This is a genomic window from Asticcacaulis sp. P2_C5 (genome assembly GCF_056404555.1).
In genome coordinates, this window is the sequence record NZ_JBFUDU010000002.1 from 74019 (window position 1) to 96185 (window position 22167).

The window sequence follows — 22167 nt, forward strand, 5'->3', positions numbered from 1 at the left end:
TACGCTGCCGAAATCATCTGAGACATCTGTGTCATCTGTGTTCCCAACACCACGAACGCCGACCCAAAACACAGGACGACGACCATGATCCATTTTCCCCATCTGCAGTTCGGCCACGGCGAGGATATAGATTCCCTGCGCGACGCCGTAGCGAAGTTTGCCGCCGTCGAAATCGCCCCCCTGGCCGAAGAGACCGACCGGTCCGACCAGTTCCCCATGCACCTGTGGCGCAAGATGGGTGAGATGGGTGTGCTGGGTCTGACCGCAGCCGAGCAGTATGGCGGGGCGGCCATGGGCTATCTGGCCCACACCATCGCCATGGAAGAAATCAGCCGCGCCTCGGCCAGTATCGGCCTTAGCTATGGCGCCCACTCCAATCTGTGCGTCAACCAGATCTCGCGCAACGGAACCGACGCACAGCGGGCCAGATATCTGCCCAAATTGATCTCCGGCGAGCATGTCGGCGCCCTGGCCATGTCGGAAACCGGCGCAGGCTCCGACGTCGTGTCGATGCGACTGCGCGCCGACCGCAAGAACGACCGCTATGTGCTGAACGGCAATAAGATGTGGATCACCAACGGCCCCGACGCCGACGTCCTGGTCGTCTATGCCAAGACCGATATGGACGCTGGCTCGAAAGGCATTAGCGCCTTCCTGATCGAGAAGGATTTTACCGGATTTTCAGTGGCGCAGAAGCTCGACAAGCTGGGCATGCGCGGCTCGCATACGGGCGAACTGGTGTTCGAGGACTGCGAAGTCCCCTACGAAAACGTGCTGGGCGTCGAAGGGCGCGGCGCGGCGGTGCTGATGTCGGGGCTGGACTATGAACGCGTTGTGCTGTCGGGCGGACCGCTGGGAATCATGCGCGCCTGTCTTGATGTCGTCATTCCCTATGTCCATGAACGTCAGCAATTCGGCGCCCCGATCGGTACCTTCCAGCTGATGCAGGGCAAGCTGGCCGACATGTACGCTACCTGGGCGGCGTGCAGGGCCTATGTCTATGCCGTGGCCGCCGCCTGCGACCGGGGCGAGACCACGCGAAAGGACGCGGCTGGCTGTATCCTGTATGCCGCCGAAAAGGCGACGTGGATGGCCGGTGAGGCGATCCAGGCCCTGGGTGGCAATGGCTATACCATGGACTATCCGACCGGCCGGTTGTGGCGCGACGCCAAACTGTATGAGATCGGCGCCGGCACCTCCGAAATCCGCCGCATGCTGATCGGCCGCGAACTGTTCGAGGAGACGAAGTGAGACCGGATCGGGTGATTTTATACGAGGTCGGGCCGCGTGATGGCTTGCAGGCCGAAAAGCAGATCGTATCGGTCGCCGACAAGGTCGAGCTGATCGACCGGCTGTCGCTGACCGGTCTGGAATTTATCGAAGCTGCCAGTTTTGTGTCGCCGAAATGGGTGCCGCAGATGGCCGATGCCGCCGAAGTCATGGCCGGCATTACCCAGTCGATGACTGTGCACTACCCCGTTCTGACCCCCAATCTGAAGGGTTTCGAAGGCGCGCGCGATGCCGGGGCCCAGGTCGTGGCCATTTTCGGCGCGGCATCGGAGACGTTTAGTCAGAAGAACATCAACTGTTCGATCAAGGAGAGCCTGGAGCGCTTTGAACGGGTCTGCGAAGAGGCGGTTGCACGGGGAATCCGGGTGCGCGGCTATGTGTCCTGCGCCGTGGCCTGCCCCTATGAAGGCCCGATCGAGGCTTCCGCCGTGGCCGATGTCGCCGAAAAGCTGATCGAGATGGGTTGTTATGAGGTCAGCCTGGGCGACACCATCGGCGTCGCCACACCGGCCGATGTCGAGCGCTTGCTCGACGAGATGACGGCGCGGATTCCGCGTGAACGGCTTGCCGTCCATTTCCATGACACCTATGGCCAGGCCCTGGCCAATATCCTGACCAGCCTGGACTATGGCATTACGACGATCGATTCCTCGGTCGGCGGACTGGGCGGCTGCCCCTATGCGCCCGGCGCCGCCGGCAATATGGCGACCGAGGACGTATTGTATATGCTCAACGGACTAGGTATTCACACGGGCGTGGACCTGGGCCGTGTGGTTGAGGCGGCGTGGTTTATCTCGGACGTGCTGGGTCGTCCGCCGAAGTCGAAGGTAGCCTTGGCCATGGGTCCAGCGCCCAAATAAACGGAATGGGTTTTCAGATGACTGATAGCTATTACATGAAAGAGCGGTACCCGGAGAGTTGGGGCGATCTGCAGTTCTTTTGGCGGCGTGCCGAGCTTTTATCCTTTCTTAAGGACTGCAGGGATCGGACTCATTACGAAACCGAGGATGAAATCAATTTCGATGTTCATTTCTTTTTTGATGATCACGACTTTGCTGACGATCCAGAGGGTTTGATCGGATATATCCTTTTTGATGATAAGGAAGTCGACTTGATCAAAGCATTTGTCAGCGAATACGGCAAGGTGATCAACCTAGACTTCAAGACTGTGGATTGGGCGCCAGTTATGGCTTCGGCCAGCCATGCGTACGACTATATCGTACAAAATCGCGCGTAATTGCTTGGTTCGTGCGCGGGCAGGATAAGGCCGGCCGCCGAAGTCGAAAGTGGCGCTGGCCATGGGGCGGACGATTTGAAACCTGATCTGTTGACAAGTCCCGCCATGTGACAACGATATGTCCGACAGCTTCTTTTGTGGGACACAACGACATGACCGACCGGCGTTCGCTGCTGCAACTGTCCCTGATGACCGCGGCCCTGGCCGGTGCGTCGGGCGCGCGGGCCAAGACCCCGCCGGTCATGCCGATCGTGGTTTCGACCTGGGACTTCGGGGTGGCGGCCAATGCCGCCGCCTGGGACGTGCTGAAAGGCGGCGGATACGCGCTGGACGCGGTCGAGGTCGGGGCACGCATCCCCGAAGCTGACCTGCGTAACCACAGCGTCGGACGGGCCGGCTATCCCGATCGCGACGGCCATGTCGCGCTCGACGCCAGCATCATGAACGAACAGGGCGGCTGCGGCGCGGTTGCCGCCCTGGAACACATCGCCCATCCGATTTCGGTGGCGCGGCTGGTCATGGAAAAGACGCCGCACGTCTTGCTGGTCGGTGAAGGCGCCCTGCAATTCGCCCTGGCGCAGGGCTTTCCGCGCGAGGAGCTCTTGACACCCGAATCCGCGGCAGCCTGGCAGGCCTGGCTGAAGACATCGAACTACCAGCCTGTCGCCAATAGTGAGATGTCGAGTTATGGCGCTGGCGGTGCACCGGCGCCTGGCAGCCGTATTCCGGGCGACAAATACAATCACGATACCTTGGGCATGCTGGCTTTGGATGCCGACGGGCGTCTGGCCGGGGCGTGCACGACCAGTGGCATGGCGTGGAAGCTGCGCGGACGGGTCGGTGACAGCCCGATCATCGGCGCCGGACTGTATGTCGACGGCGAGATTGGCGGCGCCACCTCGACCGGCGTCGGCGAAGAGGTGATCCGCACCGCCGGCAGTTTCCTGGTTGTCGAGTTGATGCGCCAGGGACGATCGCCGCAGCAGGCCTGCGAAGAGGCGGTGATGCGCATCGTCAAGCGCCGGCCCGAAGCGGCCAAGACCCTGCAGGTCGGGTTCCTGGCGCTGAACCGGCGCGGCGAGGTCGGCGCCTTCGCCATCCAGAAGGGCTTCGTTTATGCCCGCTGTGACGCGACGCGCCAGGACCTTGTCGTCCCTGCCAAAAGCCATTTCCAGACCGAAATCTCATGAGTTCTGAGCCGGCGGTTTTGTGCTTCGATATTGGCGGCACCTTTATGCGTTTCGGCGTGTCCGAACGGCCGGGGCATCTGGTTCAACTCGAGCAGTTCGCGACGCCAAAGGATAGCCTGGATGCCCTCAGTGATGCGATTTCGCGCCTGATCGCGCGGCGGGCGGGCGACGTGGCCTTGTCGGTGGCCGGACTGGTTGATCCGCTTACAGGCGTGGTGACCTCGGCCAATATTCCGGCCATTTCGGGCGTGGCTCTAGGTCAGGTACTGGCGGCACGGCTGAACCGGCGGGTAACCGTGGCCAATGATGCCGACTGCCTGACCCTCGCCGAGGCGCATGAGGGCGCCGGGCGCGGTCATGGCGTCGTTTTTTGTGTGATTCTCGGTACGGGCGTGGGCGGCGGACTGGCCGTCGATGGGCGCATTGTCAGCGGAGCCGGCGAATGGGGGCACGGTCCGGTCGTCAATGAACGGATCGATCTGAATGACGGAGAGCCTTTGATTCTGCCACGCATGGCGTGCGGTTGCGGCCAAAAGGGCTGCGTCGACACGGTCGGGGCGGCGCGCGGGATAGAGCGGTTGCATCATGCCCTGCATGGCCAGGCGGCGGGCAGCCAGGACATTATCGGAGGCTGGCAATCGGGTGACGCGGCGGCGGCGCGGACGGTTGCGGCCTATGTCGAGCTGGTCGCCGATCCGCTGGCCGTCGTGGTCAATGTCACCGGCGCTTCGGCTGTTCCTGTCGGCGGCGGGATGGCGGGTGCGACGGAACTGATAGCCCTGCTGGACGTGGCAGTGCGCAAGCGTGTGCTGAAAACCTTCGGCGCGCCTCTGGTCGTGCCGGCACACTGGCGGGAGGACGGTGGGCTGATGGGGGCCGCAATACGCTTGCGGCAAGAGCGCTTATAGCTACTTACCCCGGCCCATGGCGCGCAGGAGGAAGACCGTGGCGGTGGAGGCTGTAACAGCTGCGAAGGTGCCCCAGGCCATGTCGATCAGGCTCAGTTTCAGCGACCAGTTGTTGAGAACGGATAGGCCCGTCAGATCATAGGTGGCAAACGCCGCCAGACCATACACGGCAGCACGCGCACTCAGCTTGCCGAAACCCTCGTCGGCCTTCAGCGTCGGGGCAATGACCAGATATACCAGACCCGACGCGTAGATCAGGTAAAAAGCTGCGGCAGCGACGAAGTTGGGCGCGTCGCGAACCATACCCGGCATGTTGGGCTTGTACAGCACGTCCAGGGTCGACCCGATCCAGATCACGTCCAGCACCAGCAACACAGCAAGCGCCATGACAAAGGCCAGGATCGGTGTCTTCATGGTCAGATACCGGCGAACGGTTGCAACAGCTTGCCCAGCCAGGTCTTCGGCACAATGGCCTGTTCCTGGGCGATCAGGCACAGGCAATCGACGTCCCAGATATCTGGGGCATGGCTGTCCGCTTCATCGCACGACACGAAATCGCCCGGGCGGTATTCGCCCTTATGATCACGGAAGTGGCCGTGCAGGACGACCGTCATCTCACGGCCCCTGTGCGTATGTTCCGGCATGGTCATGCCCGCCTTGACGAACATCAAATAGGCTTTAGCGCCTTTCGGTTGCGGACCGACATCAACAGGAGCCAACCAGACGCCGGGCGCTGCCCAGTAGCGATCCTTGATCACCATAGATTTAAGCGATTCGGGCAGTTCAAAGCCTTCGAGGAAGGCCGGGCGTTTGACAACAGCCGGCGCCGGTGCCGTTGAGATGGACTCCGGCCGTTCTATGCGCGCCATGGCCAGGTCGAGCGCATTGTCCGACATGGCCACGCCTTCGATGTCTTCCAGCATCGCAGCGCCGATGTCGCTGAACAGCTTCAGGTCGGCGCGGCAATGGGCGCAGCCTTCAACGTGGGTGCGGACGGTCAGGTGCAGGCCGGGCGCCAGGGCGCCACGGTAATAGTCCCACATGATATCTTCGCCGGGGTGGTGATGAACGCTACTCATACTGTTTTATCTCCGGAAAGCCGGGCCTCGAACCCGTTCTTCAACCGCGTCATGGCAAGGCGCAGGCGTGATTTGACCGTGCCGAGCGGGATCGCCAGAGCCTTGGCGATATCGCCGTGCGACAGGTCTTCGTAAAAGGACAGGCGCAGGATGGTCTTTTGTTCTTCGGGCAGGGTGTCCATCATGCCCGACAGGGTGCGGGCCGACTGGGCATCGACCAGGAGCTGATCCGCCGCGCGATCGGGTTCGCCCTGCCAAAGGTCTTCGGGCAGGTCACGCGCCCGCTTGGCCTTGCGTGCTGCATCGATGCGCAGATTGCGGGCAATCGAATAGATCCAGGTCACCGCCGTCGCCTTGGAAGGGTCGAACAGGTGCGCCTTGCGCCAGACATTGAGCAGGGCGTCCTGGGCCAGGTCTTCGGCTTCGGCCGCCGTCATGCCCTGGCCCATGACAAAGGCCTTCACCTTGGGCGCAAAGCGCGAAAACAGCTGGGCATAGGCCTGACGGTCGTGGGTCTGCGCAATGCTGGTAATCAGCATTTCGGGAGTCTGAACCGTCACGCTTGAGCTTTCGTCGGTCATGCGAGCAGAGAAGACTATGTTGTGCGCGCGGTCAAAAATCATTTTCGTTACTTCAACATCCGCGCCGTCGCAGGAAGCTCTGCGGGGTGCGTTCAAGCCAATTTACGCCGGAAGAGCGGATTCGGATCACCGCCCGTGCTGAATATTCCTTTGCCGGTATGTGATCCGGCCTGCCGACCGGGCCGTAATCAATTGTGAAAAAACGGCAGTAAAGAGGCTTTACCATGCATGACCTGATCGACAGCGCGTCCCCATTACTCAGGAACAGCGCCGGACGCCGTAAGAAGATCGCTGTGGTCGGATCGGGTATTGCCGGCCTGTCGGCGGGGTGGATGCTGAACCCGCATTGCGACCTGACGGTATTCGAAAGTGGCGACGAGCCCGGCGGCCACAGCCACTCGGTCAATGTCGGCACGGACAGCGATCCGTTGTGGATCGATATGGGTTTCATCGTCTTCAACGCGCCCTGCTATCCCAATCTGGTGGCATTGTTCGAACATCTCGACGTCGAGCATCAGCCGAGCGACATGTCTTTCGGCGTCAGTGTCGACGCCGGTTCGCTGGAATACGGCTCGCTGGGATTGAAAGGGATCTTCGCCCAGCGCCGCAACCTGTTCCGGCCGCGCTTCCTCAGCCTGCTGCTCGACATCGTGCGCTTCTATCGCGAGGCGCCCAAGGACATGGCGGCGCGGCAACGCGAGGGCTATCGGCTGGGTGATTACCTGCGTGACCGCAACTACGGCCGCGCCTTTATCGACGATCACCTGCTGCCCCAGGCGGCAGCCATCTGGTCGACCTCGGCGGCGCAGATCATGGACTATCCGTTTCGCGCCTTTATCGCCTTCTTTGAAAACCACGGACTGTTGCAGATTAGCGATCGCATCCTGTGGCGCAGCGTCGTCGGCGGCGCGCAGGCCTATCTGAAGAAGCTGATCGCCCCCTTCCGCGACCGCATCCTCACCGACAGCGCCATTGTCGCCGTGCGCCGCAGTGCCAATGGCGTGGTCCTGACCGACCGCCACGGCGGAACGCACGCCTTCGACGAGGTCGTCTTCGCCACCCATGCCGACGTGACCTTGCGCATGCTAAGCGACGCCTCGGACGACGAAATGCGGGTTCTGGGCGCCTTTACCTACACGCACAACGAAGTCGTCCTGCACACTGACGGGGCCTTCATGCCGCGGCGCAAGGCTGCCTGGTCGGCGTGGAACTATATGGGCGAGCGCGATGCCTCGAACGCACAGCAACTCTGCGTCACCTATTGGATGAACCTGCTGCAGGTGTTGAAGGATAAACCCAACTATTTCGTCACCCTGAACCCGACCCACACCATAGACCCTGCCAAGGTGGTCAAGCGGATCGATTTTGAACACCCGCTGTTCGACGCACGGGCGATTGCCGCCCAAGATCAGCTGGGCGGATTGCAGGGACTGCGCAACAGCTGGTTCTGCGGCGCCTATTTCGGCTCGGGGTTTCACGAAGACGGCCTGCAATCCGGCCTGGCCGTCGCCGAGGCGATTACCGGCATGCCGCGGCCGTGGGCGTTCGACTGGAGCAAAAGCCGGATCGCTTATAATCCCTGGTCTGGGCCTTGGGTTGAATCACGACTTGCGGTGGCTGCGGAATGAAGACGTCGCTCTATGCCGGAGAGGTGATCCATCAGCGCTTTGCGCCCAGGGTTCATCGGCTGTCCTACCATATCTTCCAGGTGCTGCTCGATCTCGACCGGCTGGGCGAAGACACCCGCGGCGTGCGGTTGTTCTCGCACAACCGTTTCAATCTGTTCGGATTTTACGACCGCGACCATGGCCCGGACCAGGCGACGCGACGCGACGCCAGCCTAAGCGTCCGTATGCGGACGATGTTGGGCGAACGCGGCCTGTGTGAAGACGGCGACCGGCTGTATCTGCTGGCCATGCCGCGCGTGCTGGGCTTTGTGTTCAATCCGATCAGCCTGTATTTCGTGCAAGCGGCCGATGGCGCCATGCGCAGCGTCGTCTATGAGGTCAACAATACCTTCGGCGACCGCCATTCCTATGTCTTGCCAGTGATCGATAGCGGCCGGCGCATCCATCAGCACAGCGACAAGCGGCTGCATGTCTCGCCCTTCATGGACATGAACATGGCCTATGATTTCGACCTGATCGCTCCGGAAGAGACATTCGCGCTGAAAATTCAGTTGAAGCAAAATAGCGGTGACGGCGGCTGGCGGGATATGTTGTTTGCCGGCTTTACAGCTAAGCGCGAGGCCCTGGCCGACGGCGCGCTGTTGCGCCTGTTCTTCGCCATGCCGCTGATGACGCTGAAGGTCGTGCTGGGAATTCACTGGGAGGCCTTGCTGATCGCGCTGAAAGGTATCAAGTTAAGGCCGAAACCGCCGACGGCGCGGTCCAGTGTCAGTATTTGAGATATGGATTTGACGAAGCGCAGTTTTATGGCCGGGGGTTTGGCCGGTGTTGGTAGCCTGCTGGCCGGGTGCAATACCCTAAGCCTGTTCAATGCCTTTACGCCCAAGGAAGGTGGCGTGAAGCGGATCGCGTCCGACGTCGCCTTCGGTGACAATCCGCGCCAGAGTTACGACGTCTATGCTCCGAAGGCGCACGAAGGGCTGTTGCCGGTACTGGTATTTTTCTATGGCGGCGGATGGAACAGCGGGTCGAAGAAGGACTATGTCTGGATGGGTCACGCCCTGGCCTCGATGGGCTATGTCGTGGCGATTGCCGACTATCGTGTCGTGCCTGAAGTCGTCTATCCGGCGTTCCTCGACGATAATGCGGCGGCGATAAAGCACGTCGTGGCCCATGCGGCGGATTATGGCGGCGATGCGGCGCGGCTGGCGACCATAGGTCAATCGGCCGGCGGTTATGCCGCGGTGATGATGGCTTTGGATGAACGCTATCTGCTAGATGGCACGGTCAAGGCGTGCGTCGGCATTTCCGGGCCATATAACTTCTATCCCTTCGATGTGCCGGCCTCGGTCGATGCCTTTGGGACGTGGACAAAACCGGAGGAAACCCAACCGGTCAATCACGCACGCAAGGTGGCGACGAAGTTCCTGCTGTTGCAAAGCCGTGCCGACAAGGTGGTCGGCCTGCAGAACGCCGTGGCGCTCGAAGCCAGGCTGAAGGCGGCGGAAACCGACGTGACCTTGAAGGTCTATGAGGGGCTGAGCCATGAGGACACAGCGGCGGTTTATTCGCTGCCGTTCCGCAAGAAGGCGCCACTGTTCGCAGACACCCAGGCGTTTCTCAAGTCAGCCCTCTGAATACGTATTCCTGTTAGCGGTCGACCGTGTTCCTGATACAGATTGAAAAGCTTTAAGATCAGGGACCGATGACCAGTCAGCCTATTCAATCCGTTGTCATCGTCGGTGGCGGCACCGCCGGCTGGATGAGCGCGGCATCGCTGATCCAGCGCCTGGCCGTCAAGGGTGTGAAGATCACCCTGATCGAGTCGTCGGCCATCGGTACGATCGGCGTCGGCGAGGCCACGGTACCGGCGATAAGGCGCTATTTCGCTTCGCTCGGGCTGGATACGTTCGAGCTGATGAAGGCCTGTAACGCAACCTTCAAGCTGGCCATCGAGTTCGAGGGCTGGCTGAAACCCGGCCACAGTTTTTTCCATCCGTTCGGGCGCTACGGCGTGGCGGCGGGACCGGTCAGCTTCCATCATCTATGGCAGAGGCTAGCGCAAGCTGGAGAGCCGTACCCGCTGGGCGACTACTGCCTGGGCACGGAGATGTCGATCCAGGGCCGGTTTGCCCTGCCCGATGCGCAGCCGCCGGCCGATTTTGCCTTTTACGACTGGGCGATCCATTTCGACGCGACCCTGTTCGCACGCTATCTGCGCGGCTTTGCCGAGACACGCGGTGTGACGCGGATCGACGCACGCATTGTCGATGTGGCGCGGTCGGAGTCGGGCCATATCGCGTCGGTTCGACTGGAGTCGGGCGAGACCGTCGCCGGTGACCTGTTTATCGACTGCTCGGGTTTCCGCGGACTGCTGATCCGTGAGACCCTGGGCGTGCCGTTTGTCGACTGGCGCCACTGGCTGCCCTGCGATCGGGCGGTGGCCATGCCGTGTGCGCACGCCGATGTCCTTGACCTGACGCCCTATACGCGGTCGCGCGCCGAGACGGCCGGCTGGACATGGCGCATTCCGCTGCAACACCGCATCGGCAATGGCTATGTCTACAGCTCCGATCATATTTCGGACGACGAAGCCTTGGCGCACCTGCGTGGATCGCTGGACGGTGAGCCCCTGGCCGGACCCAATTTTGTGCGCTTTACGGCCGGACATTCTCAGCGCCTGTGGGACGGCAATTGCGTCGCTATCGGACTGGCCGGCGGCTTCCTGGAACCGCTGGAATCGACCAGCATTACCCTGATCCAGGCCGGGATCGACAAGCTGCTGACCTATTTTCCGGACCGGGCCTGCGATCCGCGTCTGAGCGGAGAATATAATCGCATCTCTACGCTGGAATATGAGCGCATCCGCGACTTTATCATCCTGCATTACTGGGGTAACCAGCGTGGCGACGAACCGCTGTGGCGCCATTGCCGGGAGATGACTTTACCGGATTCGCTGGCGCAGCGGATCGAGCTATATAGGGCGTCGGGCAAGGTCACCCAGATGGAATGGGAAAGCTTTTTCGAGCCGTCATGGGTATGCCTGCTGAATGGGCTGGAGGTGCAGCCCCGGGCCTATGATCCGTTTGCGGACAATTTCGCCTTGAGCGACCTGCAGGATCTGGCGCGCAATGTCCGTGCCGACGTCAAGGGCATGGCTACGGCTGCCGAACGGCACAGCGATTTTATCCGCAAACACTGCCGGGCTGGTTAGGATGGAAGCCGTTCGTGCAACGCGGTGACGGCACGCCTTCGACAGTGGAATTTTGGGCCACGAAAAGCACGAAAAAACGAAAAGCACGAACGGGAGCACGCTGAAACTTCCTGGCCCGAAGGGCAATCGATCATGATACGGTATATCGAATTAAGGCGCTTCGCGCGGGCCGCCACTCGACTTTCATTCGTGCTTTTCGTTTTTTCGTGCTTTTCGTGGCCCAAAATTCCACTGTCGCATACGTGCATCCACTAAGTTGAACGATAAAAATCCGTATCCGGATTACCGAATCGTGACAGACGCGAAAACGGGTTTCGCCGCACTATAGCTACAAGGTGGCCGTGGCGGCGCATTCGCGGGCAATGAAGGCCTCGTGGCTCGGCAGGCCCGCCACCGCGCGTGCCAGAATGACTTTCAGATCCGCCATAAAGCCCGTCAGGTCGTCGCCCTTAACCGCGTGAGTCAGGGGGTGCGCGGCATTCGGCATGATGCCCTGGCCGATCAAGACCTGGGCCCAGTTGGTATCGCGGAACAGGTCGTGTTCGTCGATCAACAGGCGGCCGTGCTGACGAAAATACTCGATCTTATTGGCCAGGCTGTCGGGAACTTCCATCGTCCGGCAATGGTTCCAGAATGGACTGTCGTCGCGTTGCGTCGCCTTGTAATGCAGAACGAGGAAATCGCGGATCAGCTCGTATTCCAGCGCCGTCACACGATTATACTCGGCCATTTCGAGCGGGTTGAAGCCCTTGTCCGGGAAGAAGCGCAGCAGGCGCGTCATGCCCGATTGCACAAGATGGATGCTGGTCGATTCGAGCGGCTCCATGAAGCCCGAGGCGAGACCCAGCGCGACACAGTTCTTGACCCATGACTCCTTGCGCCGGCCGGTGACGAATTTCAGGGCTCGCGGATCGGCCAGGGGCTTGCCGTCGAGATTATCGAGCAGGATACGCGTCGCTTCGTCCTCGTCCATGAATGAACTGCAGAAGACGTGGCCGTTTCCGATGCGGTGTTGCAGCGGAATACGCCACTGCCAGCCGGCGCTATGGGCGCGAGCACGGGTATAGGGGGTCAGGGGCCCGAAGGATTCACACGGCACCGCCATGGCGCGATCGCACGGCAGCCAGTGCTGCCAGTTGACATAGCCGGCTTTCAGGGCGCCTTCGATCAGCAAGCCGATAAAGCCCGAACAGTCGATGAAGAAGTCACCTTCCATGATCTCGCCGCTTTTCAGCGTCAGGGATTCGATAAAGCCGTCGTTGCTGCGCAGATTAACGCCGGCCACCGTGCCTTCGCGGCGGACGACGCCGGAGTTTTCACAGCCGGTGCGCAGAAAGCGGGCCAGCAGGCCGGCGTCGAAGTGCCAGGCATAGGTCAGACCGTCGATTGCCGTGTCCGGAATGCGTTTAACGCGGGCAAAACGGTTAGCTTCGCAGGCCAGATCGTGGAAGCTGTAATCCCACAGGCTACCGGCGTCCTTGCCTTCCAGGGTCTGGCGCAGCCAGTAATAGAAGAAGGGCAGTATACCCAGGGCCTGGCCCGGTTCGCCAAAGGTGTGGGTGTATTGATGGCCTTTTTTGTACCAGTCGATAAACTGGATGCCGAGCTTGAACGTTCCCTGGACGCGGCTGAGCATCTGGTTTTCGTCAATCCCCAGGAAGGTCATCAGCTTGGTCAGGGGCGGAATGGTCGCCTCACCTACGCCGACAATGCCGATATCGTCGGATTCGACCAGGGTGATGTCGAGATTGCGGCCAAAGGTCTTGGCCAGCATGGCGGCACACATCCAGCCGGCGGTGCCGCCGCCCAGAATAACGGTTTTTTTGATGGGTTTATCGGTCATTCAGTGGCCCGGCCTGTAGTGTGGCAGGTAGCGTTCAGACGATGTCGTTCGAAGGTGCGCTGCCTGCTCGACATGCCTGCCCGCACCACCCGTAAAGGTCAAGGGTGCGGCGGCATGAATACGAAAACACCTGCCGACCCGAAGGCCGGCAGGTGCATAGTTTAGACGCAGTTCAGATTACCACTTGTAGGAGGCGCCGAACTGATAGGTGCTGCCGTACTTTTCGTAACGCAGGATGCGCTCGGGGTGACCCTTGCCGTTATAGGTGTAGAACGGCTCGTTGGTCAGGTTGGTGCCCGACAGGTAGATGGTCAGGCCCTTGGCCGGGCCGCTTTGCAGTTGATAGCTCATCTGCGCATCGACCACCGATTCCGAGTGGACCCAGTTGTTTTGCAGGGTGTTGGTGTAATCAGGCACTTCACCAAGGAAGTCACCGCGATAACGGTTCGAGATCCGCGCCGAGAAGCCATGCTTTTCGTAGTAGACCGTGGTGTTGATGACTTCACGCGACAGGCCGGGCAGATCGATATTGCCCGTACCAAACGGATCGATCGCCGACTTGTTGAAGGCCGCACTGGCCACGATACCGAAGCCGTCGAGCCAGGGCGCTATCATTTCGCCTGGTACGGAGGCCGTCAACTCGAGACCCTGGATGGTGCCGCCATCGCCGTTGACCTTCGAGCTAATGCGGCCTTCGCGATGCAGATCGGCCTGTTCGCAAACCCAGTGACCATTGAACGGTGAACTGGTGTCGTGGTCGATGATCTTGTGGGCGTCGCTGAAGTCGGAGCCGTTGTCGTAGCAGGTGGTGTTCTTCAACGAGGCGCCCGTGAAGTCGACAATGGTACTGCCGTCAACAACATAGGACGTCAGGTCCTTGTAGAAGAACGCTGCCGACACGTAGCCCTTGCGACCGAAATATTTTTCAATCGAGAGGTCGAAGGCATTGGCCTTCCAGGGCTTCAGCTCGGCATTGCCGCCGCCGCCGTTCCACCAGTAGCGTTGGCCACCGACATTGGCCGGATTGCCATTGGTGCTGTTGCTGAAGTTGATGCCAGCGGCCAGTTCGTCCATGCGAGGACGCGAGATCGTCGAAGCGGCACCAATACGCAGTTGCATGTCGTCGCCGACCGCCCAGTTCAGGCTGAGCGAAGGCAGGACGTCGGTATAGTTGGTGCCGCCAGACTGCTGCTTGAGGCCTGTCGCCGTGCCGTCCGTGAAGTAGGACGTACCGACCTGGTCGGCGTGTTGCGCCTGGACCCCGATATTGCCGGTCAGGGCCTTGCCCATGAAGCTTGTGTCGATATTGGCCATGATGAAGGCGGTATCGACCTCTTCCGTCACGTTCCACGTCTTCTTGACGCAGTCGGTGCAGGTGTTTTCGGCATAGGCATAGAAACCACTGCGGTACAGGCCCAGTGCGTCGTAGGAGATCATGCCCGAGGTGTTGCCGAGGAAGGAGGCATCGGTCACGCCGGTGCGGAAGGCGTCCGGCACCTTGACGGCGACGCCGCTCTTCAGGCTGATCGTACCTTCGTTGCCGATCTTGTTCTTTTCGCGCTTGGTGTGATTGTAGCCGAACTGGAGGCTGGAGAAGATGCCGCCGTTCAGGTTACGCTTGGCGCCGAGCTTGATTGTCGTCAGTTCGTCGGTGATGTGCGGCGCCTTGACGTAGCCAGCGCGGCCCGGTCCACCCCATCCGCCCGGATCGGTCAGATAAATGGTGTCGAAGCTGGAATAGTCGAGGACGCTTTGCAGTTCGGTCAGGCCGAGCGGCGTCTGGTCGAAGGTGATGGTGTCCTTGGTGCCGGAACCACTGGCGCCGGTGCCGGCTGTGGTTTCGAGGATCAGGTCGTCGCGGCTGATCTTGGAGTAGCTGAGGTCCGACGACAGCGACCAGTTGTCATTCAGGCCGTATTCCGTGGTCCAGCCAATGGAGTCGACCTTGGACTTACGCTCATTGACATAGTTCTCAACGACCGTGTTGACGTCGGTGAAGACACCGTGGGTGACATAGCCGTCGCCCAGGGTATAGCCGGGCTGCAGGTGATTGGCGCCCCAGGCCAGCGGGAATTCGAGGCGGGCGATGCGCTGCAGTTCGGTGAAATCCGAGTGATAGGCGTCGATCGTGGTGTGGAAGTGGTCGTTCGGCTTGAATTCCAGGACGCCCATATAGCCGTCACGCGTCAGGTTGGACGACTGGACCTGGTCCTTTTCACCACCGGTGATCAGGTGGGTGGAATCGAAGTTGGGATAGCCCCAGGATTCCTTCTTGGTGACCTGGTACGGCGAGTCGGTGTGGGCGTAACCCAGGGCCAGGCCGATGGTCTTGTTGGCGAACTGGTCGATATAGGCCAGAGAATAGCGGCCGCCCGAGTTCTTCATGCCGCCGATGGCAGCGTCTTCACTGTTCATTTCACCGCGGATGCTGGCGGCGATGGTGCGCTTGCCGTAGGCCAGCGGACGGACGGTCTGAAGGTCGGCCGTACCGGCGATACCCTGAACCACCATGCTGGCGTTCGGCGTCTTGTAGACCAGAACCTGGCTGATCAGTTCGGACGGATACTGGTCGAATTCGACCGAGCGGTTGTCGTTGGTCGACACCTGTTCGCGGCCGTTTAGCGTGGTCACCGTATAGTCGGGACCCAGGCCACGGACGCTGAGCGTCTGGGCGCGGCCGTTGGTACGCTGGGCGGCGATGCCGGGCAGGCGGGCAATGGATTCGGCGATCGAGGCGTCCGGCAGCTTGCCGATGTCTTCAGCGGAGACCGCTTCAACGATCTGCGATGACTTCTTCTTGGCTGTGATGGCGTCCTGGATACCCTTGCGGATGCCGGTGACGACGACGGTCGTGGTTTCGTCGGCGGGTGAGGCCGATGTGTCCTGAGCGAAGGCGGGCGCCGTGAAGGCGCAGGCCGTCACAAGGGCCACCGTTGCACCGCAGGTCAGCAGACGTGTACGCAACGCCCCCGAGTGACCCTTAAAGTTTTTCATTTTTCTTCCTCCTGGTGTCGTTTCTCTGACGATAATCGACGCCCGCCGACCTCATGTCGCAGCGCACGCCCGTTAACATCTCAACCCTCAAGGCACTCTGGTGGCGCCCTTGTTCGCGACTATCTATACAAGCATGCTATTTTTGCAAGGCTTTGCAAAATTTTGCATTCATAATGCTAAACAATTCGTAATTATGTGGCTTCCGGGTGACGGATATGCGGCAAAATTTGGCTATTGTCTGAGTTAACGCTCATTATTAGCGGCTTTTTGTCTACGTAACGGAGAATTTATCCCACTTCTTGTTTTTGACAGAGACTGCAAAAACTTGCAAATTGCTGCAAAGTCGCGAGACTGAGACGATAAAAACGTACTGACAGCGCTTACCTGCGATCGATTTTGCTATGGTAACGCTACCGTAGCCAGCCAACCGATGTTGCGCGGATGCGACACACAGGTGTGGTATTTGGGCGAAACGGCTAAAGCGCCGAACTTAATCTGGCGCTGTAAGCTGAAGCGTTATGACGCGGCGAAAAGGATTAGCTCGTGAGAAACGAAGCGGAGCGTACTCAAGTACGTGAGCATCGTATCGCAACGAGATGATGCTTTGCAGCCCGTCAGAACGCTTCAGCCGCCGCAGGATTCGCGGATGATAAGCTCGGTTGCGACTATCTCGGAGTGGGTCTCGTCATTGGAAATGGAGCCGATCAGTTTCGACACCATCAGCTTGCCGGCGCGCGCCAGGTCCTGGGAGATGGTGCTGAGCGCCGGGTGCGAGAAGCTGGCCAGCTGGATGTTGTCGTAGCCGACGACCGAGACATCCTGTGGCACCTTGAGGCCTGCCTTGACCAGGCCGCGGATGGCGCCAAACGCGATGATATCCGAGGCGGCGAACAGACCGTCAAAGGTGATGCCCTTGTTGACCAGGTTGACGACGGCGGCTTCGGCCGAAGCAATTTCGAAATGGGTGGGCACGACCAGTCGCGGATCGTAGCTCAGGCCCGATTCCGCCAGAATATTGAGATAGCCCTGGAAGCGGAGCTTCATCTCTATGCCTTCGGTCTCGCCAAAATAGGCGATGCGGGTACGGCCGAGACGGACCAGGTGCGCGGCGGCGCGTGTGCCGCCCTGGAGATTGTTGGAACCGACCGTGCAATATTTCTGACCGGGCAGCTCCTGGCCCCAGACGATGAACTTGTTGGTGCTGGCCGCCAGGCTGTTGAAGCGATCGTGGAGATAGCTCTGGCCGAGGAAGATGACGCCGTCGGCCTTGATATTCTGCATCAGGGTGACGAGGTCGTTCTGGCTGCGCGGCGTCAGGTGAGACAGCAGCAGGTCACAACCCATGTCGCGCGCCGCTTCGCCGACGCCAGAGATCAGTTCAAGATAAAAGGGATCGGAGAAACGGCCTTCGCGGCCATGGGGCGGCGGAATGACGATAGCAATGGTGGCCTGGGAGCCACTCATCGACATTGGCATGTCCTGGTTGAGGACATAGTTGTGATCGCGGGCGATTTTCCAGACGCGGCGCTTGGTGACGCGATTGACGGCCGGCGAGTCGTTGAGGGCGCGCGACACGGTCGCCACCGACACGCCGGCGATCTTGGCCAGGTCCTCCAGCCGGATCTTGCCCTTATTGTCCATAGTTTCCGCCCCACGTCGTATTTTCGGGAAAGGGAGCACGATTTGTCGTGCAAAAGCAAGTGCTTTCGGTCTTATGAAAAAATTTGAACGGCGGATTTCGGCCGCATAAGCCAAATCGGCCCTATCGGCTGAGGACAAAGACCAGCGGTATCTCGATGCGTTTGCGCCAGTCCTTTTCGCTATGTTCGGCACCCGCAAAGACACGGCTGGTGAAATTGGCGGGCGACCAGCCATTGTTGAGCAGCATGGTCGTGGCGCTTTCCATATAGGGGGTGAACTCGCCGTCCAAGCCCACTGTGCCCTGGTCGGTGTAGATACGGTTCTGGCCGGGTTGCAACTGCGTCGTCTTGAGCCAGGCGCGCCAGCCGCCAGTCACTGTCGCGCGGTCCGCCGCGACGCCAACCGGCTCCTTCGCCCAGCTGGCCATCAGCCACGGCATGGACAGGGACGCCGACGCGCCGAAGATCTGCGGATATTCACCCTGGGCATAGAGGGCGATATGGGCGCCCATGGACGAACCCATGATGGCAGTGCCTGCCGGGCCGGATACGGTGACATAGGTCTTGTCGATGACGGGCTTCAGTTCGTTGACGAGGAATTTCAGAAAATTGTCGGAATTGGGGACAGCGTCGTTCTCGAAGGCCCGGACGCGCGCCTGGTAATCCGCCGGCATCAGGCCATAGACCTTTTGCGGCATGTATTCGGCGGTGCGGGCATCGATATTGTCGACTGCCACGACGATGGTGGGCGGCACGCGGCCATCGTCGATCAGGCCCGGCAGGACGTCGGCAATGCCCCAGTCGGCGCCGCTATAGGGGCTGGGGCTGAAGACATTCTGTCCGTCCATCATATAGAGGACCTTGCAGGGCCGGTCGCCGGCCTGACAGGCCTGCGGCACCCATACGGTGACGTCGCGCGGGATGACAAATTGCGAATCAAAATGCGTAAAATGATCAAGGCGCGGTGAATCCTGGTTATGGATCTGGCTCTGCGCCTGTACTGTGGGCCCGCTGAAGCCTAACCCGATGATCGCCGCCAACAGTATGAAACGCATGGGATTTTCCTCGTTCTGTGTCATGTGGCGGATAAAGGCGGCATAGAGCGGGTGGGTTTTGACGCGTCAAAACTCCCGCTCTAAGTTTTTGATTTGTCGCGCAATTTATCCGAAAAGTGCTACACACTTTGTCGGATTGCGCTTTAAGTCCAGTTGCATACGTATTCTGCCGGCGCACAAAAAATGCATACGTATTCAACATTGCATTGCAAACAACATCCATGTTAGGCTATAAAGGACTTCGTAACTAATTGCTGCGTGCAGCCTGTTGCAAACTGAAGCGCTAAGGCGGGTAATCAACTCCATGTTTGATGTCCTGACAAGGCGCTTTCTTTAAAACGGGCCACCGCTGCAAACGTTTACAGTGAATTTCAGATTGGTGCTTCAGGGCTAGAAAACCCAGATTTATCAAGCTGCTCCTAGATTTCGGTTGTTGTGACGCAGCCGAAATACACCAATTACAGGGTGCAGACTTTGTAAGTGGTATCTTCTCAACACAAACTTCCCTCTGTCCGGCGACGGGCAGGGGGAATTTTTTGCCTGATCAACGGGTTATTCCAACGGCGATGAGCCGTTGGCAAGGGCGCCAAAATCGTTTCATGGCCGCCGCGCCCATAGGAGTGTGCTAACGCTCCGCTTCTTGAGCACCTTGCGCGAGCCATCGGGGGCGCCCGTGCGACGGCGCTTGAGCTCTAAAAGGAGCCGAATTCGTATTCATGACAAATTTCAGTCCGTGAATACGTATGCAGCGCGACTCACCCCGAAAATTTTCATACTGTCGCAAAAAATGGCGGTGAAAACCGGCCATGGGGCTGCGGCGAGACACTCCGCTCCACATAACAACAGTACAGACCCAGGTAAGCTGGCGATGGCGGATAGCCCGCATCGACGCAGGCCTTGGGCGCAGGAGAGGTAGATGAACAAGGGGTTTTCCGGCCTGTCGACATGCAAGGCCGCGGTCAGTCTGATCGCGCTGCTAAGCGCAGGCCTCATGTCCTCGGCCTGTTCGGCCGAAGACACCGTCATTCCCAATCATAACCCGACCCTGAATTCCGGCGGCAAGGCCAGCAATGGTCCCGGCGTTGCCTCGCCCTGGGCCTATTCCGGCAAACAGGGCATCGGCACCGCCTTTGAGGCCTATAAGGACTATCAGTTCAGCGACAGCGCCGTCACCGGTAAGGTATCCAGGGTATGGTTCTCGCTGGCGCAGGGCATACTGACTGAAACGATGTACGGCCGTATCCACGAGGCGCAGATCCGCGAGATGCAGATCGCTGTGACCGGTGACGGCTGGACCGCCTTCGAGAAGACCGACACGGACAGCCATGTCAGCTATATTCATACTGACAAGCAGGGCCGCGCCCTGTCGCCGGCCTACCGGCTGACCAATACCGACAAGCAGGGCCGATTCGTCATCATCAAGGACGTCTTTACCGATCCCGATCAGCAGAGCGTCATGGTGCGCGTCACGGTCAAGGCGCTGAAAGGCCCCGTTACGCCGTGGGTGGTGCTGGATCCGTCGGTTGCCAATACCTCGGGCGACGATGAAGGGACGGCATCGTCCGGCGCCCTGACCGCGTGGCAGGGTGACGTTGCGCTAAGCCTGAAGGCGTCGGTGCCGTTTGCAGCCGCCAATGTCGGCTATGCCGGCGTTACCGATGGCCTGAAGGACCTGAGCGATCACCAGCAGATCTTCGGGCTGCACGGCTCGACCGGTGGCACCCGGGGCAATATCGTCCTGGTCGGCCAACTGCCAGGCGTCAAGACCAGTTCGACCTTCGACCTGGCCATCGGCTTCGGCGCCGATACGACCAAGGCATCGAGCGCAGCCCAGGCGACGTTGAAGACCGGCTACGCCCGGGTACTGGCCAACTATAACGGCGAAGGCAAGGCGATCGGCTGGGAAGACTATCTCGACGGCCTGAGCGAATTGAAGAGCCTGATCCCGGTCTCGGAAGACGACGGCAAGCTGCTCTATGCCAGCGCCCTGGCGTTGAAGGTCCAGGAAGACCACACCTCGGCCGGTGCGCTGATCGCATCGCTGAGCAATCCGTGGGGTGACAGCGTCTATACCGACGTCTCGGCCACCGGCTACAAAGGAGTGTGGCCACGCGACTTTTACCAGGTCGCCATGGCGTTGGCGGCTCTGGGTGACAAGCAGACCCCTGTCGCGGCCTATCGCTACCTGCCGACCGTCCAGGTCAAGTCCTCGACTCCCGGCAACACCGGCGCAACCGGCTGGTTCCAGCAGAAGTCGCATGTCGACGGCACACCGGAATGGGTGGGCGTGCAGCTCGACCAGACAGCCATGCCGATCCTGCTGGGCGCGCGCCTGGAGCAGCTGAAGCTGATTTCGCATGATGAACTGATTTCGTCCTACGGCACTGTACTTAAGCCTGCGGCCGAATTCCTCAGCCGCGGCGGGACGGTCGGGCTGGATTGGAATCACGCGACCATTACCCCGCCCTACTCGCAGCAGGAACGCTGGGAAGAGCAGGAAGGTCATTCGCCGTCGACCACGGCTGCCATCATTGCCGGCCTGGCCGCCGCCAGCGATATCGCCAGCGAAGCCGGGGACGCGGAGGGCGCCAGGGAATTCGCCGCCAAGGCCGCCGACTATTCGGCCAAGCTGGAGCAGCGTCTGTTCACCACCACCGGCAAGGTGCGGGGCGAAGACAAGCTGGCGAGCTACTATTTGCGTATCTCACGCACGGACGATGCCAATAACCCCGGCACCCAAGATGAGCGCAATGGCCGCGCCGGCCTGCGTTCGGACCTGATGGTCGACGCCGGCTTCCTGGAACTGGTGCGCTATGGTGTCCGGCCGGCCGACGACAGCCATATTACCCAGTCCGTGGCCGTTATCGATGACCAAGGCCTGCCGGATAATCTGCGGGTGCGCTACGATTTCACCTGGGCCGGAGCGAATGTAAGCGTGCCGGGCTTCCGCCGCTATGGCAATGACGGCTACGGCGAACGCACCACCGGCGGCAACTATTCGGTCAATGGCATGATGGATCCCAACCAGCGTGGACGGGTGTGGCCGATCTTCACGGGAGAGCGCGGTCACTATGAACTGGCGCTGGACGGGATGAAGCCCGGCGGTGCGACGGATGGCGACGTCAAGGCGATCCGCGATGTCTATGTCAAGGGCATGGAGCTGTTCGCCAATGAGGGGCTGATGATCCCCGAACAGGTTTTCGACGGCGTCGGCACGAACGAACCCCATGGCTACGAGGTTGGCGAAGGCACAGACAGCGCGACGCCGCTGGCCTGGTCGCACGCCGAATATGTCAAGCTGCTCCGCTCCTTGCGCGATAAGCAGGTGTGGGATCGCAATGCTTCTGCCTATGCGCGCTTCGGTGAAGCGCCGGCCGAGGCGAAATAGAGTTTTCAGGAATAGGTCAAGGAATCAGTCTCAACCCTTTGACCCAGACTGGCCTCCGGCGAGTGCAAGCGCCGGAGGCCTTTTTTTATGCCTTTCAACTTCAGTGCGAAATTAGTTGCT

17 protein-coding genes are annotated in these 22167 nt (G+C 60.3%); 10 read left to right on the forward strand and 7 right to left on the reverse strand.

All coding sequences use genetic code 11. The features are described 5' to 3' along the window. Window positions 1-84: 84 nt before the first annotated feature. From AC1DXO_RS03985 to AC1DXO_RS04005, 5 genes are all read left to right on the forward strand, one after another. On the forward strand, window positions 85-1251 hold the full coding sequence (locus AC1DXO_RS03985) for an isovaleryl-CoA dehydrogenase (protein ID WP_476976798.1): 1167 nt from the start codon (window positions 85-87) through the stop codon (window positions 1249-1251). Further along, window positions 1248-2150 (forward strand): hydroxymethylglutaryl-CoA lyase, encoded by a 903-nt coding sequence (locus tag AC1DXO_RS03990; protein ID WP_476976799.1) that lies wholly within the window; start codon window positions 1248-1250, stop codon window positions 2148-2150. The genes AC1DXO_RS03985 and AC1DXO_RS03990 overlap by 4 nt, the downstream gene beginning before the upstream one ends. Before the next feature lie 17 nt (window positions 2151-2167). Further along, the gene (locus tag AC1DXO_RS03995) at window positions 2168-2527 is read left to right on the forward strand and encodes a hypothetical protein (RefSeq protein ID WP_476976800.1); all 360 of its coding nucleotides are present in this window, start codon (window positions 2168-2170) and stop codon (window positions 2525-2527) included. A 152-nt stretch (window positions 2528-2679) separates the two neighbouring features. Further along, window positions 2680-3717 carry a glycosylasparaginase gene (locus tag AC1DXO_RS04000; RefSeq protein WP_476976801.1) on the forward strand — a complete coding sequence of 346 codons (1038 nt, stop codon included), beginning with the start codon at window positions 2680-2682 and terminating at the stop codon, window positions 3715-3717. Continuing rightward, complete coding sequence (locus AC1DXO_RS04005) at window positions 3714-4625, forward strand: ROK family protein (protein ID WP_476976802.1); 912 nt, start codon at window positions 3714-3716, stop codon at window positions 4623-4625. Before AC1DXO_RS04000 ends, AC1DXO_RS04005 begins: the two co-directional genes overlap by 4 nt. Here the strand turns inward: AC1DXO_RS04005 and AC1DXO_RS04010 are convergent, their stop codons facing one another. From AC1DXO_RS04010 to AC1DXO_RS04020, 3 genes are read right to left on the reverse strand one after another with little or no spacing between them, the layout of a single operon-like run. After that, on the reverse strand, window positions 4626-5039 hold the full coding sequence (locus tag AC1DXO_RS04010; RefSeq protein ID WP_476976803.1) for a DUF2177 family protein: 414 nt from the start codon (window positions 5037-5039) through the stop codon (window positions 4626-4628). Between the two features lie 2 nt (window positions 5040-5041). After that, entirely contained in the window at window positions 5042-5704 is a 663-nt protein-coding gene (locus AC1DXO_RS04015) for a ChrR family anti-sigma-E factor (RefSeq protein WP_476976804.1), read from the reverse strand. Next, window positions 5701-6327: a sigma-70 family RNA polymerase sigma factor gene (locus AC1DXO_RS04020; protein ID WP_476976805.1), complete on the reverse strand. Its 627-nt coding sequence runs from the start codon at window positions 6325-6327 to the stop codon at window positions 5701-5703. Before AC1DXO_RS04020 ends, AC1DXO_RS04015 begins: the two co-directional genes overlap by 4 nt. 182 nt (window positions 6328-6509) lie before the next feature. Between AC1DXO_RS04020 and AC1DXO_RS04025 the strand changes: the two genes are divergently transcribed. The 4 genes from AC1DXO_RS04025 (at window position 6510) to AC1DXO_RS04040 (ending at window position 11127) form a co-directional block, all read left to right on the forward strand. After that, on the forward strand, window positions 6510-7913 hold the full coding sequence (locus AC1DXO_RS04025) for an NAD(P)/FAD-dependent oxidoreductase (RefSeq protein WP_476976806.1): 1404 nt from the start codon (window positions 6510-6512) through the stop codon (window positions 7911-7913). Further along, window positions 7910-8692 (forward strand): DUF1365 domain-containing protein, encoded by a 783-nt coding sequence (locus tag AC1DXO_RS04030; protein WP_476976807.1) that lies wholly within the window; start codon window positions 7910-7912, stop codon window positions 8690-8692. The genes AC1DXO_RS04025 and AC1DXO_RS04030 overlap by 4 nt, the downstream gene beginning before the upstream one ends. A gap of 27 nt (window positions 8693-8719) precedes the next feature. Further along, the gene (locus AC1DXO_RS04035; protein WP_476976808.1) at window positions 8720-9550 is read left to right on the forward strand and encodes an alpha/beta hydrolase; all 831 of its coding nucleotides are present in this window, start codon (window positions 8720-8722) and stop codon (window positions 9548-9550) included. 68 nt (window positions 9551-9618) lie between these two features. Continuing rightward, window positions 9619-11127, forward strand: a complete 1509-nt coding sequence (locus AC1DXO_RS04040; protein ID WP_476976809.1) for a tryptophan halogenase family protein — start codon at window positions 9619-9621, stop codon at window positions 11125-11127. Between the two features lie 328 nt (window positions 11128-11455). Here the strand turns inward: AC1DXO_RS04040 and AC1DXO_RS04045 are convergent, their stop codons facing one another. From AC1DXO_RS04045 to AC1DXO_RS04060, 4 genes are all read right to left on the reverse strand, one after another. Then, window positions 11456-12970, reverse strand: a complete 1515-nt coding sequence (locus AC1DXO_RS04045) for a tryptophan halogenase family protein (protein WP_476976810.1) — start codon at window positions 12968-12970, stop codon at window positions 11456-11458. A gap of 177 nt (window positions 12971-13147) precedes the next feature. Beyond that, complete coding sequence (locus AC1DXO_RS04050; RefSeq protein ID WP_476976811.1) at window positions 13148-15964, reverse strand: TonB-dependent receptor; 2817 nt, start codon at window positions 15962-15964, stop codon at window positions 13148-13150. 624 nt (window positions 15965-16588) lie between these two features. Next, window positions 16589-17605 carry a LacI family DNA-binding transcriptional regulator gene (locus tag AC1DXO_RS04055; protein ID WP_476976812.1) on the reverse strand — a complete coding sequence of 339 codons (1017 nt, stop codon included), beginning with the start codon at window positions 17603-17605 and terminating at the stop codon, window positions 16589-16591. A 121-nt stretch (window positions 17606-17726) separates the two neighbouring features. Beyond that, complete coding sequence (locus AC1DXO_RS04060) at window positions 17727-18659, reverse strand: alpha/beta hydrolase (protein ID WP_476976813.1); 933 nt, start codon at window positions 18657-18659, stop codon at window positions 17727-17729. A 916-nt stretch (window positions 18660-19575) separates the two neighbouring features. Here AC1DXO_RS04060 and AC1DXO_RS04065 point away from each other — a divergent pair. Then, complete coding sequence (locus AC1DXO_RS04065; protein ID WP_476976814.1) at window positions 19576-22047, forward strand: glucan 1,4-alpha-glucosidase; 2472 nt, start codon at window positions 19576-19578, stop codon at window positions 22045-22047. Window positions 22048-22167: the final 120 nt, after the last annotated feature.